General features: G+C 67.8%; 18 protein-coding genes. 5 read left to right on the top strand and 13 right to left on the bottom strand.

Translation table 11 applies throughout. The annotated features are described in order from the left end of the window. Positions 1-18 precede the first annotated feature (18 nt). Genes ACX9NE_RS05615 through recO form a run of 3 tightly spaced genes read right to left on the bottom strand, consistent with a single transcriptional unit; the run spans position 19 to position 2,107 of the window. Positions 19-417, bottom strand: coding sequence for a hypothetical protein (locus ACX9NE_RS05615; RefSeq protein ID WP_459360786.1), 399 nt, complete (start codon positions 415-417; stop codon positions 19-21). Beyond that, positions 417-1,307 (bottom strand): decaprenyl diphosphate synthase, encoded by an 891-nt coding sequence (locus ACX9NE_RS05620; RefSeq protein ID WP_459360868.1) that lies wholly within the window; start codon positions 1,305-1,307, stop codon positions 417-419. Before ACX9NE_RS05620 ends, ACX9NE_RS05615 begins: the two co-directional genes overlap by 1 nt. 2 nt (positions 1,308-1,309) lie before the next feature. Beyond that, positions 1,310-2,107, bottom strand: a complete 798-nt coding sequence (recO, locus tag ACX9NE_RS05625; protein ID WP_459360785.1) for a DNA repair protein RecO — start codon at positions 2,105-2,107, stop codon at positions 1,310-1,312. 61 nt (positions 2,108-2,168) lie between these two features. On the opposite strand from recO, the gene ACX9NE_RS05630 reads away from it, so the two are divergent. Then, positions 2,169-3,668, top strand: coding sequence for an amidase (locus ACX9NE_RS05630; RefSeq protein ID WP_459360784.1), 1,500 nt, complete (start codon positions 2,169-2,171; stop codon positions 3,666-3,668). A 259-nt stretch (positions 3,669-3,927) separates the two neighbouring features. On the opposite strand, the gene era is transcribed toward ACX9NE_RS05630, so the two are convergent. The 7 genes from era to hrcA form a co-directional block, all read right to left on the bottom strand. Then, the gene (era, locus tag ACX9NE_RS05635; RefSeq protein WP_459360783.1) at positions 3,928-4,827 is read right to left on the bottom strand and encodes a GTPase Era; all 900 of its coding nucleotides are present in this window, start codon (positions 4,825-4,827) and stop codon (positions 3,928-3,930) included. A gap of 73 nt (positions 4,828-4,900) precedes the next feature. Next, positions 4,901-6,184 (bottom strand): hemolysin family protein, encoded by a 1,284-nt coding sequence (locus ACX9NE_RS05640; protein WP_459360782.1) that lies wholly within the window; start codon positions 6,182-6,184, stop codon positions 4,901-4,903. Continuing rightward, positions 6,181-6,717 carry an rRNA maturation RNase YbeY gene (ybeY, locus tag ACX9NE_RS05645; RefSeq protein WP_459360781.1) on the bottom strand — a complete coding sequence of 179 codons (537 nt, stop codon included), beginning with the start codon at positions 6,715-6,717 and terminating at the stop codon, positions 6,181-6,183. The genes ACX9NE_RS05640 and ybeY overlap by 4 nt, the downstream gene beginning before the upstream one ends. Positions 6,718-6,735: 18 nt before the next feature. After that, positions 6,736-7,794, bottom strand: coding sequence for a PhoH family protein (locus ACX9NE_RS05650; RefSeq protein WP_459360780.1), 1,059 nt, complete (start codon positions 7,792-7,794; stop codon positions 6,736-6,738). Between the two features lie 304 nt (positions 7,795-8,098). Next, positions 8,099-8,884, bottom strand: coding sequence for a 16S rRNA (uracil(1498)-N(3))-methyltransferase (locus ACX9NE_RS05655; RefSeq protein ID WP_459360779.1), 786 nt, complete (start codon positions 8,882-8,884; stop codon positions 8,099-8,101). Between the two features lie 15 nt (positions 8,885-8,899). Then, complete coding sequence (dnaJ, locus tag ACX9NE_RS05660; protein WP_459360778.1) at positions 8,900-10,048, bottom strand: molecular chaperone DnaJ; 1,149 nt, start codon at positions 10,046-10,048, stop codon at positions 8,900-8,902. Positions 10,049-10,119: 71 nt separating this feature from the next. Then, on the bottom strand, positions 10,120-11,151 hold the full coding sequence (hrcA, locus tag ACX9NE_RS05665) for a heat-inducible transcriptional repressor HrcA (protein ID WP_459360777.1): 1,032 nt from the start codon (positions 11,149-11,151) through the stop codon (positions 10,120-10,122). A gap of 196 nt (positions 11,152-11,347) precedes the next feature. On the opposite strand from hrcA, the gene ACX9NE_RS05670 reads away from it, so the two are divergent. The 3 genes from ACX9NE_RS05670 to ACX9NE_RS05680 all read left to right on the top strand — a co-directional run bounded on the left by ACX9NE_RS05670 (position 11,348) and on the right by ACX9NE_RS05680 (position 13,192). Continuing rightward, positions 11,348-11,656 carry a type II toxin-antitoxin system VapB family antitoxin gene (locus ACX9NE_RS05670; RefSeq protein WP_459360776.1) on the top strand — a complete coding sequence of 103 codons (309 nt, stop codon included), beginning with the start codon at positions 11,348-11,350 and terminating at the stop codon, positions 11,654-11,656. A 68-nt stretch (positions 11,657-11,724) separates the two neighbouring features. After that, positions 11,725-12,324, top strand: coding sequence for a carboxymuconolactone decarboxylase family protein (locus ACX9NE_RS05675; protein ID WP_459360775.1), 600 nt, complete (start codon positions 11,725-11,727; stop codon positions 12,322-12,324). Continuing rightward, entirely contained in the window at positions 12,317-13,192 is an 876-nt protein-coding gene (locus ACX9NE_RS05680; protein ID WP_459360774.1) for a sigma-70 family RNA polymerase sigma factor, read from the top strand. Before ACX9NE_RS05675 ends, ACX9NE_RS05680 begins: the two co-directional genes overlap by 8 nt. On the opposite strand, the gene ACX9NE_RS05685 is transcribed toward ACX9NE_RS05680, so the two are convergent. Further along, the gene (locus tag ACX9NE_RS05685; RefSeq protein WP_459360773.1) at positions 13,189-13,677 is read right to left on the bottom strand and encodes a hypothetical protein; all 489 of its coding nucleotides are present in this window, start codon (positions 13,675-13,677) and stop codon (positions 13,189-13,191) included. The two genes, ACX9NE_RS05680 and ACX9NE_RS05685, sit on opposite strands and share 4 nt — an antisense overlap. A 211-nt stretch (positions 13,678-13,888) precedes the next feature. On the opposite strand from ACX9NE_RS05685, the gene ACX9NE_RS05690 reads away from it, so the two are divergent. Beyond that, positions 13,889-14,509: a GNAT family N-acetyltransferase gene (locus tag ACX9NE_RS05690; RefSeq protein ID WP_459360772.1), complete on the top strand. Its 621-nt coding sequence runs from the start codon at positions 13,889-13,891 to the stop codon at positions 14,507-14,509. 10 nt (positions 14,510-14,519) lie between these two features. On the opposite strand, the gene mbtM is transcribed toward ACX9NE_RS05690, so the two are convergent. After that, on the bottom strand, positions 14,520-16,100 hold the full coding sequence (mbtM, locus tag ACX9NE_RS05695) for a long-chain-fatty acid--ACP ligase MbtM (RefSeq protein WP_459360771.1): 1,581 nt from the start codon (positions 16,098-16,100) through the stop codon (positions 14,520-14,522). Continuing rightward, a complete protein-coding gene (locus tag ACX9NE_RS05700) occupies positions 16,097-16,357 on the bottom strand; it encodes an acyl carrier protein (RefSeq protein WP_459360770.1) in 261 nt (86 codons plus the stop codon). Before ACX9NE_RS05700 ends, mbtM begins: the two co-directional genes overlap by 4 nt. Positions 16,358-16,359: the final 2 nt, after the last annotated feature.

Consider the following 16,359-nt stretch of genomic DNA (forward strand, 5'->3'; position numbering starts at 1 on the left):
CCGCACGTTCGGCGCAGGTTAAGCGGTCAGCTCGCTGCGGATCCGCGCCCCGGTATCGAGCACCAGCAGGATCAGCGTGCGCAGAGCGTCGTCGGTCAGGCCGGCGCCGGGAAAGTTGTAGCGCAACATCACGTCACCGGTCTTGGCGGCTCTCGTGCCCTTCTCCAGCACGCTCACCGAGCCGAAATTCAGCTCGCGCGCCTCTCTGGCGACTTTGTCGCGGATCTTCTTGGTCAGCGGCAGATCCCACGCCAGTACCTGCGTCAGCGACATCAGCTCGAGGTCCTCGACGATTGTCACCACCCGCAGGGACGCGAATGTGCCGGCGTGGCGAACGGTGAGCGCGCCGTCGGGCTCAGCCTCCACCGAGACGACGTCGCCGAGTATCGAGGCCAGCCGATCCGGCAAAGACGCCATCACGCGCTCCCGAACCGACGGTTGCGCGACGCATACTCCTCGCAGGCCGCCCACAAGTCCCGGCGGTCATAGTCGGGCCACAGCTTGTCCTGAAAGACGTATTCGGCGTAGGCCGCCTGCCACAGCATGAAGTTGCTGGAGCGGTGCTCGCCGGAGGTCCGCAGAAACAGGTCGACGTCAGGGATATCGGGTCGCTGCATGTGGCGGGAAATCGTCGACTCGTTGACGCGTTCGGGCTTGAGCCGACCGGACGCGGCCTCGGCGGCGATCCGCCGGGCGGCCTCGGCGATCTCGGTTCGTCCCCCGTAGTTGACGCAGTAGTTGATGGTGATGACGTCGTTGTTCTTCGTCACCTCCTCGGCGATCGCCAGTTCGTTGATGACGCTGCGCCACAGCCGCGGCGCCGAGCCAACCCAGCGGATCCGCACCCCCATCTCGTTCAGGATCTCCCGCCGTCGCCGCACCACGTCGCGGTTGAAACCCATCAGGAACTTCACCTCTTCGGGCGAGCGCTTCCAGTTCTCCGTGGAAAAGGCGTACAGGCTGAGCCATTTGATGCCGATCTCGACTGCACCACAAGCGATGTCGATGACGACGGCCTCACCCATCTTGTGTCCCTCGGTGCGGCGCAGCCCGCGCTGGGTGGCCCACCGGCCGTTGCCGTCCATCACGATCGCGACGTGGTTGGGCATCTGCGCGGCCGGGATCGGGGGGGCGACCGCTTTCGAGGTGTGCTGCGGTGGCCGCCGCGGCCCTCCGCCGGGTGCCGGGGGCAACTCTGGGAAGACGACGGGCCACGTCGAGGTGTCGGGGAAAGTCGGATAGTCCGGCGGAGCCGGAGGCAGTTGCGGGAAGTCCGTGGAATTCAGTCGTTCGGCCTTCTTAGCCACACTCACCTATCCTGCCCGATCAACCCGGCGCTGGCCTGGTCGCGGTTCACAGACCGTGCATCCATCTGGTAGACCCGCTCCACCAGTGGCAGTGTTTTAAGCTGTCGCTCCAGATGCCATTGCAGGTGCGCGGCCACCAGTCCGCTGACATAGCTGCGGTGCGCCGGCGGCGACTGCTCGGCGGCCTCCCAATCGCCGTCGTGCAATGCGGACATCAGATCCACCACGCCCAGCGGCGGCGTGGTGGCGCCGGCCGGCCGGCAGTGCGCGCAGACGCTGCCCCCGGCGGCGACGTGGAACGCGCGATGCGGACCGGGGGTGGCGCAGCGGGCGCATTCGGTCAATGCCGGCGCCCATCCGGCGGTGGCCATGGCACGCAGGAGATAGGCGTCCAGCAACAGCTCACGGGGGCGGCGCCCGTCTGCGACCGCCCGCAGCGCGCTCACGGTGAGCCGGTGCAGAGCCGGGGCGGGCGCCCGCTCCTCACCGGCAAGACGTTCAGCGGTTTCCAGCATCGCGCAACCACAGGTGTAACGGCCGTAGTCGCTGACGATGTCGGTGGCGAACGCGTCGATCGAGACGACCTGGGTGACGATGTCCAGATTGCGGCCCGGGTGCAGCTGCGCGTCGATGTGCGCGAACGGCTCCAACCGGGCGCCGAATTTGCTGCGGGTGCGCCGCACCCCCTTGGCCACCGCACGGACCAGCCCGTGATCACGGGTCAGCAAAGTGACGATCCGGTCGGCTTCACCGAGCTTGTGCTGGCGCAGCACAACAGCCCGGTCTCGATATAGCCGCATCACAACAGTTTTGCACCCCACCGCGACATTACGGGTATCCGCGCCGATAGTCTCGTACCCCGTGGTTGGCGCTTCCGAGTTCGCTCCCGGGGTCGATTCGGGCTCCGGTAAGCAGCGCTTGCCCACGCTGACCGACCTGCTCTACCAGCTCGCGAGCAGGAAGGTCACGGCCGCCGAGCTGGTCCGTCGTTCGCTGCACGCCATCGGTGTGAGCCAGTCCACATTGAACGCCTTCCGGGTGGTGCTCACCGAGTCGGCGCTGGCCGACGCCGCGGCGGCCGACCGCCGGCGTGCCGCCGGCGACACAGCGCCGCTGTTGGGCATCCCGATCGCGGTCAAGGACGACGTCGATGTTGCCGGCGTACCCACGGCCTACGGCACCGACGGCTATGTCCGGCCCGCCGCCCAGGACAGCGAGGTGGTGCGGCGCCTCAAAGCCGCCGGCGCGGTGATCGTCGGGAAGACCAACACGTGCGAACTGGGTCAGTGGCCGTTCACCAGCGGGCCGGGCTTCGGGCACACCCGAAACCCTTGGTCTCGCCGGCACACGCCGGGCGGCTCGTCGGGAGGCAGCGCAGCAGCGGTGGCCGCGGGACTGGTGACGGCCGCGATCGGCTCCGACGGCGCGGGCAGCGTCCGGATTCCGGCCGCGTGGACGAACCTGGTGGGCATCAAGCCCCAGCGCGGGCGCATCTCCACCTGGCCCGAGCCGGAGTCGTTCAACGGCCTCACCGTCAACGGCGTGCTGGCCCGTACCGTCGCCGACGCGGCGCTGGTGCTGGATGCCGCGTCCGGCAACGTCGAGGGTGATCGGCACAAGCCGCCCCCCCTGTCGGCATCGGACTACGTCGGCATCGCGCCCGGTCCACTGAAGGTCGCATTGTCGACCGGCATTCCCTACACCTTCTTCCGGGCCAAGCTGCATCCGGAGATTCTGGCCGCCATACAAAAGGTGGGCGAACAACTCGAACTGCTCGGCCACACCGTGGTGACGGGCAACCCGGACTACGGCGTACGGCTGTCGTGGGATTTTCTGGCCAGGTCGATGGCGGGCCTGTGGGACTGGGGCGAACGGCTCGGTGAGAACGTCAACTGGGATCCGCGCACCCTGTCCAACATGCGCACCGGCCACATGTTGTCGCAGGCGACATTGCGGGCCGCGCGGCGCCACGAGGCCGCCGACCAGCGTCGCGTGGGATCGATCTTCAACATCGTCGACGTGGTACTGGCACCGACCACCGCGCAGCCCCCGCCGCTGGCGCGCGCCTTCGACCGGTTGAGCACTGTGGCCACCGACCGCGCCGTCATCGCCGCCTGCCCGTACGCCTGGCCGTGGAACGTGCTCGGCTGGCCGGCCATCAACGTGCCGGCGGGATTCACCTCGGACGGATTACCCATCGGGGTGCAGCTGATGGGCCCGGCCAACAGCGAGGGCATGCTGATCTCGCTGGCCGCCGAACTGGAGGCGTTCAGCGGCTGGGCCGCCAAGCAGCCAAAGGTTTGGTGGAACACTGGCGACAGCACACCCCCTGTCCACAGCGTGCCCGAGCCTCGACGCTGAAACCCGTTTCTTCACATCGCGTTTGGCGATCCTGGTGCGGGGCATTTGACCGGGTGGAACGGATCGCCGCGTGAGACCGGTTTTGAGCTCGATGGCGGCGGTACGTGAAAGGCGACTGATCCCGCTCTTGTCGTAGACGCGGATAGGCCCGGGGGCGAAACTGCTCACAAAGTTCGCTGCCGAAACGAATCCGACACGACGCGTGATGGTTTCGATAGCCTCACCGGTCGCCGCGCTCGGCAGTGAACCGCACGCGGCGCTAGAATCCCAGTCGGCCAAGCTGTTTGGGATCGCGTTGCCAGTTCTTGGCGACCTTGACCCGCAGGTCCAGGTAGATCTTGGTGCCGAGCAGCTTCTCGATCTGGTTGCGGGCCGCGGTACCCACCTCACGCAGCCGGGCGCCGCCCTTACCGATAACGATCCCCTTCTGGCTGTCCCGTTCGACGTAGAGCACGGCGTGCACATCGATCAGGTCGTCGCGGCCTTCCCGCGGATTGACCTCTTCGATCACCACCGCCAGCGAGTGCGGCAGCTCGTCGCGCACCCCTTCGAGCGCGGCCTCGCGAATCAGCTCCGCCATCAGGACCTCTTCGGGTTCGTCGGTGAGCTCACCGTCAGGGTAGTACGCCGGGCCGGGCGGCACTGCGGCAGCCAGCACGTCGATCAGCACGTCGATCTGTGCACCCGAAACCGCTGACACCGGCACGATTTCAGCGGCTCCCGGCGCCAATTCGCTCACCGCGACCAGCTGGGCGGCCACCCTGTCCTTGGGGACCTTGTCGATCTTGGTCACGATCACCATCAGGGTGGTTTTCGGCGCGATCGAGCGGATCTGCTCGACGATCCAGCGGTCGCCGGGCCCGATCGGCTCGTCGGCCGGAATGCACAGTCCGATGACGTCGACCTCGGTGTAGGTGTCGCGGACCAGGTCGTTGAGCCGTTTGCCCAACAGGGTGCGCGGCCGGTGCAGGCCGGGGGTGTCGACGAGGATGATCTGAAAACTCTTCCGGTGCACGATGCCGCGGATGGTGTGCCGGGTGGTCTGCGGACGCATCGAGGTGATCGCCACCTTCGCGCCCACCAGGGCGTTGGTCAGGGTCGACTTGCCGGTGTTCGGCCGACCCACCAGACACACGAAGCCCGAACGGAACTCGCTCACGTCGCAGCCTCCACCGAACGTGCACTCAGGGCGGTTTGCGGCGCGATTTTCCGCCGTGGGTTCACGCTCGCCGTCACTCGTCCTCCTCGGTTTCGACCGGGCTCAGCAGCACGGTGCCGATGCGCACCCTGCCCCGATGGTCGCGGCCGCCTTCAGCCCGCAGGCGCAGCCCGTGGGACACCACTTCGGCGCCGGGCAGCGGCACCCGGCCCAACTCCAATGCGAGTAGCCCACCCACCGTGTCGACGTCGAGGTCGTCGTCGAACTCGACCCCGTACAGCTCGCCCACGTCCTCGATCGGCAACCGCGCCGAGACTCGAAATTGCTTGTCGCCCAGATCTTCCACGGGTGCGGTCTCGGCCTGATCGTATTCGTCGGCGATCTCACCGACGATCTCCTCGAGCACGTCCTCGATGCTTACCAGCCCGGCGATCGCGCCGTACTCGTCGACCAGCAGCGCCATGTGGTTGCGGTCGCGCTGCATCTCCCGCAACAGCGCATCCAGCGGCTTGGAGTCCGGCACGAACACCGCCGGCCGCATCACCTGCGCCACCGTACTTCCGCGCTCGCCTTCGGTCGAGTAGAACGTCTGCCGCACGAGATCTTTCAGGTACACCACGCCGAGAATGTCGTCGACGTTCTCGCCGATCACCGGAATCCGGGAATAGCCACTGCGTACCGCCAGCGCCATCGCCTGACTCGGCGACTTGTCGCCCTCGATCCAGACCATTTCGGTGCGCGGCACCATCACCTCCCGCGCCGGAGTGTCGCCCAGCTCGAAAACCGACTCGATCATCCGGCGCTCGTCCGCGGCGACCACGCCGCGCTGTTGGGCCAGATCGACGACTTCGCGCAACTCGATCTCGGACGCGAAGGGCCCGTTTCGCAAACCGCGGCCGGGAGTCAGTGCGTTGCCCAACAACACCAGCACCCGGCTGATCGGCATCAGCAGCCACGAAATCGCTTGCAGCGGAAGCGCGGTCGCCAGAGAAATCGAATAGGCATTCTGACGACCGAGGGTGCGCGGGCCCACGCCGATGACGACGAAGCTGATGACCACCATGATCGCCGCGGCCCAGAACAAACCCCAGCCCACGCTCAGGTGCTGCTGGAAATACACCACCAACAGTGCCGTCGCGGTGATTTCGCAGACGATGCGCAGCAGCACCACCAGGTTGATGTAGCGGGGCCGGTCCGCCATCACCTTGACCAGGGATCTCGCGCCGGGCCGCTCGTCACGGACCAACTCCTGCACACGGGCCAGCGACACGGTGCTGACGGCGGCGTCGAGCGCGGCGAAGAGCCCGCCCAGACCGATCAGCACGATGGCACCGAGCAGCTGATAAAAGCTTGTCACGGCTGGTCGAAGTACCTTGACTTGTCCAGGAGCCGACGGTCCCGCTCGTTCTGCCGGTCTTCGTGATACGCCTGCACCTGCTCGGCCACCCATTCCTCGAGCAACCGGCCCTGCAGCGCGAACATCTCTCGTTCCTCGTCGGGCTCACCGTGGTCGTAACCGAGCAGGTGCAACACGCCGTGGATGGTCAGCAACGCCAGTTCGTGCCCGAGGCTGTGGCCGGCCGCGGTGGCCTGCTCAGCGGCGAATTCCGGGCACAGCACGATATCGCCGAGCATGGCCGGGCCCGGCTCCGGCGCATCGGGCCGACCGCCCGGCTCGAGCTCGTCCATGGGAAAGCTCATCACGTCCGTGGGGCCTGGCAGATCCATCCAGCGCATGTGCAGGTCGGCCATCGCCGCGGTGTCCAGCAACACCATGGACAGCTCGGCCGCCGGGTTGACGTCCATCCGGTCGATGACGAAACGCGCGACGCTGACCAGTTCGGCCTCCGAGACGTCGACGCCCGACTCGTTGGACACTTCGATGCTCATGAGACGCTCACGCCCTCATCATCGACGATTGCGGCTGCCGGACGCCCGCCGAGCCGCCCGGTTCAGACGCGAACCCGGGTCCTCGTATCGGGCATACGCGTCGACGATCTCCGACACGAGCCGGTGCCGGACGACGTCCTGGCTGGTCAACTCGGCGATGTGGATGTCGTCGATGTCCTCGAGGATGTCCACCGCGGCCCGCAGACCCGACTGCGCGCCGCCGGGCAAGTCGACCTGGGTGGCGTCCCCGGTGATCACCATTTTGGAGCCGAAGCCCAGCCTGGTGAGGAACATCTTCATCTGTTCGGCGGTGGTGTTCTGCGCTTCGTCGAGCACGATGAACGCGTCGTTCAACGAGCGACCCCGCATGTATGCCAGCGGCGCCACCTCGATGACTCCGGCCGACATCAGCTTGGGGATCAGCTCGGGATCCATCATGTCGTAGAGCGCGTCATAGAGCGGACGCAGATAGGGATCGATCTTCTCACTCAGCGTCCCGGGCAGAAACCCTAGGCGCTCACCGGCTTCCACGGCGGGGCGGGTCAAGATGATGCGTGTCACCTGCTTGGTCTGCAGCGCATGCACCGCCTTGGCCATGGCCAGATAGGTCTTGCCGGTGCCGGCCGGGCCGATGCCGAACACGATGGTGTGGGCGTCGATCGCGTCGACGTAGCGCTTCTGATTGAGCGTCTTGGGGCGGATGGTCTTTCCGCGGCGGGACAGGATGTCCAGCGTGAGCACTTCGGCCGGCGACTCGTTGCCTGTCCCGGCCAGCATGGCGACGCTGTGCCGCACCACTTCCGGCGTCAACGCCTGGCCCCTGGAGACGATGGCGACCAATTCGGAGACGGCCCGTTCGGCGAGCGCGACATCGGCCGGCTCACCGGACAGACTGACGGTGTTCCCGCGCACATGCAGGTTGGCCGTCAGGACGCGTTCCAGGGCGCGCAGATTCTCGTCGGCCGAACCGAGCAGGCCCACCGCGAGGTCGGGCGGAACATCGATGCTACTGCGAACTTGAGCGTCGGTCTGCCTGGCTACACCAGTATCAGCGGCGCGGGTCTCGCGGGGCGTCACGTGGTTTCTGCTGCCTGCTTTCTGGCGTATAGGACTTGCGTAACGGGCACGATGAAGACGACGGCCTCAGTCTACCGCCGTCCCCTTGGCGCTTCCCAGTGCTTCAATGCCTCTCAGCAGGATGCCGAGACCGCGTTCGAAATCGGCGGTCGCCGTCGATCGCTGGCTGACCTGCGCCAGAGCCGCGATGTGGGGGTGTTCGGCGCCGGCCAGCGCGCCTAGCCGGTGCTGGCCGCAGCTCGATCGGCTGGTTGGCGACGGCGTGGCCGAGCGTTGCGATCGCGGCTGTGAATCTGGCGACGCATCACCGGCGTGTCGTGTCGCCAGATTCACAGTCGGCACTGCGGTCCCAGCGGGACGTCAGAACACCCAAGGCGCCCAGCGCGACCGCGGCCGCCGTCGAGGTGCGCAGCACGGTCGGTCCCAGCCGGACCGCGACGGCACCGGCCGCGATCAGCGCGGCCATCTCCTCCGGTGCGATCCCGCCCTCCGGGCCCACCACAATCGTCAGCGAGTTCGCTTGAGTCACAGCACTATCGGCAATGCGGCCGGTCGCCGACTCGTGCAAAGCCAGCACTGCGCCACCGGCCCCGACCTCGGCACAAACTCGCGCGATCAACGCTTTGGTGGTCAGCACCCCGTCGACCGACGGGATGTGCGCCCGGCGCGATTGCCGCGCCGCGGAGCGCGCCGCCGCTCGCCACCGGCGCAGCCCCTTGTCGACGCGGCCGCCCTCCCAGGTGGCGACGCAGCGCGCGGCCTGCCACGCCACGATCGCGTCGGCACCGGCCTCGGTGGCCAACTCGACGGCCAGCTCGGACCGTTCCGACTTGGGCAAAGCCTGTACCACGGTCACCGGCGGCTCACCGGATCCGACGGTCCAGCGAGCCTGCACGCGGGCGCTCAATCCGTCCCGTCCGGCATGCTCCACCCGGCAACGAGCCAGCTCGCCCGCGCCGTCACCGAGCACCAGCTCTTCGCCGGGACGGATCCGCCGCACGGTAGCCGCGTGGAAACCTTCGTCGCCGTCCAGCATCGCCAGAGCGCCGGTGTCGGGCAGCACGTCGACGTAGAACAGCGTGGCGACCATGCGCGCGGCCGAGAATCAGCGGCCGGTGAAGGTCTCGCGCAACCGGCTGAACAACCCGCCGTTGTGCCCGTGCGAGGAGCGGACCTCGGCGACGTCACGGCTGCGGCGGTTCTTGAGCTCGCGCAGCAGCTCGGTGTCGTGGTGATCAAGCCGGGTGGGAACCACCACCTCGACGTGGACGTGCAGGTCGCCGCGGGTGCTGGACCGCAATTGCGGCATTCCTCGGCCGCGCAGGGTGATCACCGCCCCCGGCTGGGTGCCCGGCGGGATGACGATCTCGCTCGGACCGTCCAGGATGGCGTCCAGGCTGACGCTCACCCCCAGGGCGGCGTCAATCATCGGCACCGACACCGTGCAATGCAGGTCGTCGCCCTCCCGGGCGAAAATGTCGTGCGCCTGCTCGTGAACCTCGACGTACAGGTCGCCGGCCGGTCCGCCGCCCGGTCCCACTTCGCCCTGTGCGGCGAGCCGGACCCGCATCCCCTCGGCGACGCCGGCCGGGATCTTCACCGTGATGTCCCGGCGGGCCCGCACCCGGCCGTCGCCCATGCACTGGTAGCAGGGGTCGGGAATGGTCACGCCGACACCGCGGCAGGTGGGGCAGGGACGCGAGGTCAGCATCTGACCCAGCAGCGAACGCTGGACGGTCTGTACCTCGCCCCGGCCGCCGCAGGTGTCGCACGGCACCGGTGCGGAATCGCCGTTGGTGCCCTTGCCCTGGCATCGGTCGCAGAGCACCGCGGTATCGACGGTGACCTGTTTGGTCACCCCGGTCGCGCACTCCTCGAGGTCCAGGCGCATCCGCAGCAGCGAGTCAGAGCCCGGGCGCACCCGGCCGATCGGGCCACGCGAACCCGCGCCGCCGCTGAAACCACCTCCGAAGAAAGCCTCGAAGACATCGCCCAGACCGCCGAAACCGCCGAAACCGCCCCCGGCGGCGCCCGCACTTTCCAGCGGATCGCCGCCCAGGTCGACGATGCGCCGCTTCTCCGGATCGCTGAGCACCTCGTAGGCGACGCTGATCTCCTTGAAACGCGCCTGCGCCGCTTCATCGGGGTTGACGTCGGGATGCAACTCGCGCGCCAGCTTGCGATAGGCGCGCTTGATCTCCGCGTCGTTGGCGCCCTTGCTGACGCCGAGTAGCCCGTAGTAATCGCGTGCCACGATTCGCCTTTCTAGGCTTATTGTGGCCGCCCGTCAGGCGGCCATCCACAAATTCTGTAGCGGGTGCGCGGTCATCGAGCACCCAGAACTTCGCCGATGTACATAGCAACCGCGGCAACACTGGCCATAGTTCCCGGATAGTCCATGCGCGTGGGCCCCAACACACCCATGCCGCCATAAACGATGTCGCTGGTGCCGTAGGCGGTCGACACCATCGAGGTGCCGGCCATCTGCTCGGCCTCCGTCTCATGGCCGATGCGCACCGTGACCTTGCCCGCTTCCTGTTGGGCCGCCAGCAACCGCAGCACCACGACCTGCTCCTCCAGGGCTTCCAGGATGGAGCGCAGCGACCCGCCGAAATCGGCAGCGTTGCGGGTCAGGTTGGCGGTGCCGCCCAGCAGCAGGCGTTCCTCGGTGTGTTCCACCAGCGATTCGAGCAACACCGTCGCAGAGCGCCCGACGGCGTCTCCCAGACCGTCCCCGTGGTGCAGACGCCCGGCGAGATCGGCGACCGCGACCGAGGCCGCGCTCAATCGCTTGCCGATCAGCGCCTGCCCGAGCATCTCGCGCAGTTGGGCGAGCTGGTGATCGTCGATGACGTCGCCGAGTTCGACGATGCGCTGGTCCACCCGGCCGGAATCGGTGATCACCACCATCAGCAGCCGGGCCGGGGTCAGCGCGATCACCTCCAGGTGCCGGACGGTCGACGTCGACAGCGTCGGGTACTGCACCACGGCGACCTGGCGGGTCAACTGCGCCAGCAGCCGTACCGCGCGACGCAGCACGTCGTCGAGATCGACCCCGGACTCCAGGAACCCCTGTATCGCGCGTCGCTCCGCCGCCGACAGCGGTTTGACATCGTCGAGGCGGTCCACGAACTCGCGGTAGCCCTTCTCCGTGGGAACCCGCCCGGAGCTGGTGTGCGGCTGAGCGATGTAACCCTCGGCTTCCAGCACCGCCATGTCGTTGCGGATGGTCGCGCTGGACACCCCCAGGTTGTGCCGCTCCACCAGTGACTTGGACCCGATCGGTTCGTGGGTGGCGACGAAGTCGGCGACGATGGCGTGCAACACCTGAAAGCGACGCTCGTCGGCGCTACCCATAGCCCATCACCCCCGTCTTCGAGTACCCGGCCGCGTTCATTTTACGGTCTCACCAGGATCTGGCCTGCCAACCCGGAGCGATCTGTGGCTTACTCGCCGATGGGCCGCCTCGACAGATAGCCTTTCCAGGGTGGTCCGGCCGGTCGAGGGGCACGTCGAGCCCAACTCAGGCGATAGCGACTGAAAGCGACGACGAATGATTTTCAAAGGCGTGCGTGACGGCAAGCCGTACCCCGATCACGGTCTGTCTTACCGGGACTGGTCGCAGATACCGCCGCAGCAGATAAGACTCGACGAACTGGTCACCACCACCACGGTGCTGGCCCTGGATCGCCTGCTGTCGGAGGACTCCACGTTCTACGGAGACCTTTTTCCGCACGCGGTGAGATGGCGCGGCATCATCTACCTCGAGGACGGCCTGCACCGCGCGGTGCGTGCGGCACTGCGAAACCGGGTCGTGCTGCACGCCCGGGTTTACGACATGGACATGGCCGCGCCGAACTAACGGTCACGTTTGCCCGCGGCGGGGTGTCGATCTAGTGAGGGAGCAACGGACACCCACGGGAGGCAGCGATGAAACCACGGCTCACCGGAGTCAGCGACCACGACGCCGGAATCGGCGCCCGAATCGCCTTTTTCGTCACCAGACGGCGCTTCCGGCAAATGACCGGACGCGAGACCGCCACCATGCTCGAACCGCTGCGGATGTATGCCCACATCCCCCACCTGCTGCGGGCCTACGGCCGCCTGGAGCAGGCCGAGGCGAAACTGGACATGCTCAGCCCGCGTCAGCGGGCGCTGGCCGAACTCAGGTCGGCGGCCACCGCGCGGTGCGAGTTCTGCATCGACCTCGGCTCGCAGATCGCGCGCGGCCTGGGTTTCACCGACGACGAGCTGCTGGCGCTCTCGGACTATCGGAACTCGGCGTGCTTTTCCGACGTCGAGAAACTCGTCCTGGACTACGCCACCGCGATAACCCGTACCCAGGTGGAGGTGAGCGATGAATTGTTCGATGCGCTGCGCGAGCACTTCGACACCGCGCAGTTGGTAGCCCTGACCCACGTCGTCACGCTGGGCAACTTGCGGGCACGATTCAACCTTGCGCTCGGAATCGGGTCCTCGGGTCTGTCGCAGGGCATGGTCTGCGCGCTGCCAGATGCCGGCCATGACTGAGGTCGCGCGGCTGGCGGGTCGATTCGACGCCGCCAGGCCCCGCCTCGGCGCGCTCGCCTACCGGATGCTGGGCTCCCTCGACAACGCTGAGGACGCAGTACAGGAAGCCTGGCTGCGGCTGTCCAGCAGCGCGGCTGACGGCATCGCGAACCTGGATGCATGGCTCACCACCGTGGTGGCGCGGATCTGCCTCAATGCGCTGCGGGCGCGGCGTACCCGAGCCGACAAGGAGCAGCTCGCGCGGCTCCCGGACCCGCTCGTCGATGCCGCGGACCCAGTCGACCCGGAACACCGCGCGATGCTGGCCGACGCGGTCGGTCTGGCGCTGTTCGTGGTGCTGGACACGCTGCCCCCTGATGAGCGGTTGGCGTTCGTCCTGCACGACGCATTCGCCGTCCCGTTCGACCAGATCGCCGCGATCGTCGAGAAATCACCGGAGGCGACCCGCAAGCTGGCCAGCCGCGCACGGCGCCGCATCCAGCAGGCCGACCCAGATCCCGACGACCACATCGTGGCGCAGCACGAGGCGGTCGCCGCGTTCTTCGCCGCGGGACGCAGCGGGGATTTCGAACGCCTGGTGGCCGTGCTGCACCCGGACGTCGTGTTGCGCGGCGATTTGGGCGCCGGCACCCCGGTGTTCCGCACCGCGGGCGCAGCCCGGGTCGCCGGGCTGGCCCACGGCTACGCCGGGCCGGAGCGGCAGGTGCGTCCTGTGACCGTCAACGGAGCCGCCGGAGCGGTGATCCTGGTCGCGGGCGCGCCGGTCGCAGTTATGGGATTCGTGGTCCGCGATGGGCGGATCGCCGCGATCGACGTCCTGGCCGACCCGCAGCGCCTCAGCACAATCCTGAGCGCGTTGGACCGCTAGCGCGAGGCGGCCTGCAACAGCTCCATGGCTGAACCGCGCGAGAGCACCCAGCTGCCCTGGTTGACGAACGTGACGTTCTGGGTCACCGGCGGCGTCAGCTTGGGACCGGAGACCGACACATCGGCGGTGGCCGAGTTGCCCGCGGCCGGCTGGATGTTCGCGACGCTGAAGGCCAGCGGCAGATCGCCGTTCTTGGCGGCCTTCTTCAGTTGATGGTCGGCGATGTGCGCCTCGGTGCCGCCGATACCGCCCTCGACCAGGTCGCTCTTGTTGGCGAACGGCACGTTGGGGTCGGCGAGGCTGGTGAGGATGCCGGTCAGCTGGGCGGGGCTGGGCAGCGCGGCCGGCGCCGGGTCCTGCGGCAGCGGCGCGCCGAAGACGACGGGCTGCACCTGGTAGGCGGCCGGGTTGGTGACCGCCGTCACCCCCGCGGCTGCGGCGCCGATCGCGGCGACAGCCGCAGCACCGATGACGATGGATTTCATGGGTTTCCTCCGTTGTGAATCGGCACACTGGCACGCTCCGTGAAACGTGGTGCCCTGTGCGGTTGTTTCGTCGTAGCGGCCTGTTTCGTTACATCACGCTACCTGGACATCGCTGTGCTACCTGTGTCCCAGCTATGCGTCGGCCACGAAACACCCGACTTACCGGTGCTCGACGTGCGGCGACACGTCTTGGGTAGGCTCACACGTCGACATGACTGATGCCGAACCGGTCCTTGCGCGTGAGCTGACCGTGATTTCCGACGAGGTCCGCGCCGTCCCGGCGCCACCGACTCCGATCGTGGCCGAGCCGTACGCTTTTCGTGTCGCCGATCCGGACGTCGATGCGGAGATGATCGCGGAATGGATGAACCGGCCGCATCTGGCTCAGGCGTGGGAGTACGCCTGGCCGGTGCCGCGCTGGCGTCGCTATCTGCATGCCCAGCTGGACGGCAGCTATTCCCGCCCGTTCATCGGCAGCCGGCACGGCCAGGATCTCGGCTATGTCGAGTTATACCGCGCGGCAAAGGATTCGGTGGCAGGCCTGTATCCGGCCGACCCCTATGACGTGGGCCTGCACGCCGCTATCGCCGATCTGCGGATCCTCAACCGCGGCCTGGGCCCGATCTTGTTCCCGCGCATCGCCGCCAGTGTATTCGAACGTGAAGAGCGTTGTCGGAGAATCATTTTCGAGCCCGATCACGACAACACAGCGGCACGCCGGTTGTGTGAGTTCACCGGCTGCGTGTTTCTCGGCGAGCACGCGATGAATCACCGCCGGGTTGCGCTGTACGCCTTGCTCAGAACCCCCGACGACCTGCCGGAAGTCGGCTAGCGCTCGGAGGTTATCGGCCGCTCAGGTTTCGCCTGACCTCAAGTCGGCGCAGCTTGCCGGAAGAGGTTCGCGGCAACGATCCCGGTGCCAGCAACACGACATTCGACGGCACGACACCACATTTGGACGCAATCCGCGCCACCAGCTCACTGCGGGCAGTGGATTCGTCCGGACCGCGGAACTCGGCGGCGATGATGAGCCCCGGGCGGGCCGAATCGTCTGCCTCGATCGCCACCACCGCCCCCTCCCGCACACCGCGCACTTCGGCGGCGATCTGTTCGACCTCGCTGGGAAAGATGTTGCGTCCAGCGACCGAGATGACCTCCTTGGCCCGCCCGCACACCACCAGTCCACCGTCGGCGAAGTAGCCCAGATCGCCTGTCTTGAACCAGCTGTCCGGATCACGCGGTGCTTCGCCGAGATATCCCGACATCATCGAGGTGCCGCAGATCTCGATCTCGCCGATGCCGCGCGCCCGGGCCAGGGGGCGGTTGTCTTCGACCGGGGTGACCCGGACCTGCATGCCGGGAATCGCCTCGCCCAGCACCGCATGTCGGCGCACCCCCGGCTCGTCCGTGGTGGAAGCGATTTCGTCGTAGCGCAGACCGGAGCCCGGTTGCGGTGCGGTGACCGCGCAGGTGGCTTCGGCGAGCCCGTAAGAAGGGGTGGCGGCCCCGGGATCGAAACCGAATCGCCCCAGCGCCGAGGTAAAACGCTCGAGCGCCAGGCAGTCGACGGGCTCACCGCCGTTGATGGCGACCCGCACCCGGCCGAGGTCGACGTCGGGAGCCCGGCGCGCGTATTTGCCGATCACGGCGTAGGCGAAGTTGGGCGCCGCGGTCAGGGTGGCCCGGCTTTCGTCGAGCCACCTCAGCCACCGGAACGGGGAGCCGGCGAACGCGGCCGTGGGCGCCAACCACACCGGGACGCCGGAAAGCATGCCGCTGAGCAGAAATACCAGACCCATGTCGTGGTAGAGCGGCAGCCAGGTGCAGCCCGCGTCGTTCGACTGGTCGATGCGCACGTGCTGCAGCAGGCCGCTGACATTGCTGAGCACGGCCGCCGGGGGGAGCATTGCGGTGCGCGGCGTCCCGGTGGACCCGGCGGTGCCCTGCAGCACAGCCGGTGTGTCCGGGGCGGCCGCGACCGGCTCCACGGTGGTCGAACCACTGCGACGGGCAGCCGCGGTGACGTCATGCACCCGCAGCCGCGGATCGGCACCGCCCAGCAGGTCCAGCACCGATCCGTGACTGAACACCGTGGCGACTCCGAGTCCGAGGAACCGGGTCAGCGTCGCCCGCGCCCACTGGTTCGGATCGGCACCACGCACCGGGCCCGGCAGAATCGCCACGCTCGTCCCGGCGAGCCAGGCACCCTGGATCGCGGCGACCATGTCGACCGTCGGCTCACCGACCAGGCCGACCGCACCGACGCTGTCCGCGCTGAGTATCTCGGCGGCGACCAGTTCCGCGCGGGCCGCAACCTCCGGCCACGGATAGCGGTTCCAGTCGCCGCTGACCTGGTCGAGCACCACCAGGTCGTGAGGTGATGACTTCATCGCCCGGGACAGGGCGGCGGCCAACTCGCTCATCCGACCGCCGAGGTCTTGGCGAGGATGGCGGCCTCCAGGTCGCCGACGGTGTCGCAGCTGAGCAGGTCCTCGTCGGAGAGCGCCACCCCCAGCTTGTCTTCGATCGCGATCATGCCGACCGCGAACGCCACCGAGTCCAGGCCCACGTCGTCGATCAGCCGGGAGTCCCGGGTGACGCCGCGCACGTCGACCCGAAGATCGTCACGCAGGATTTCCTTCAGCGCCGCGCTCACGGCGGCGGGTGCCGACAGGTCCACGG

Source organism: Mycobacterium sp. ML4, from assembly GCF_054515735.1.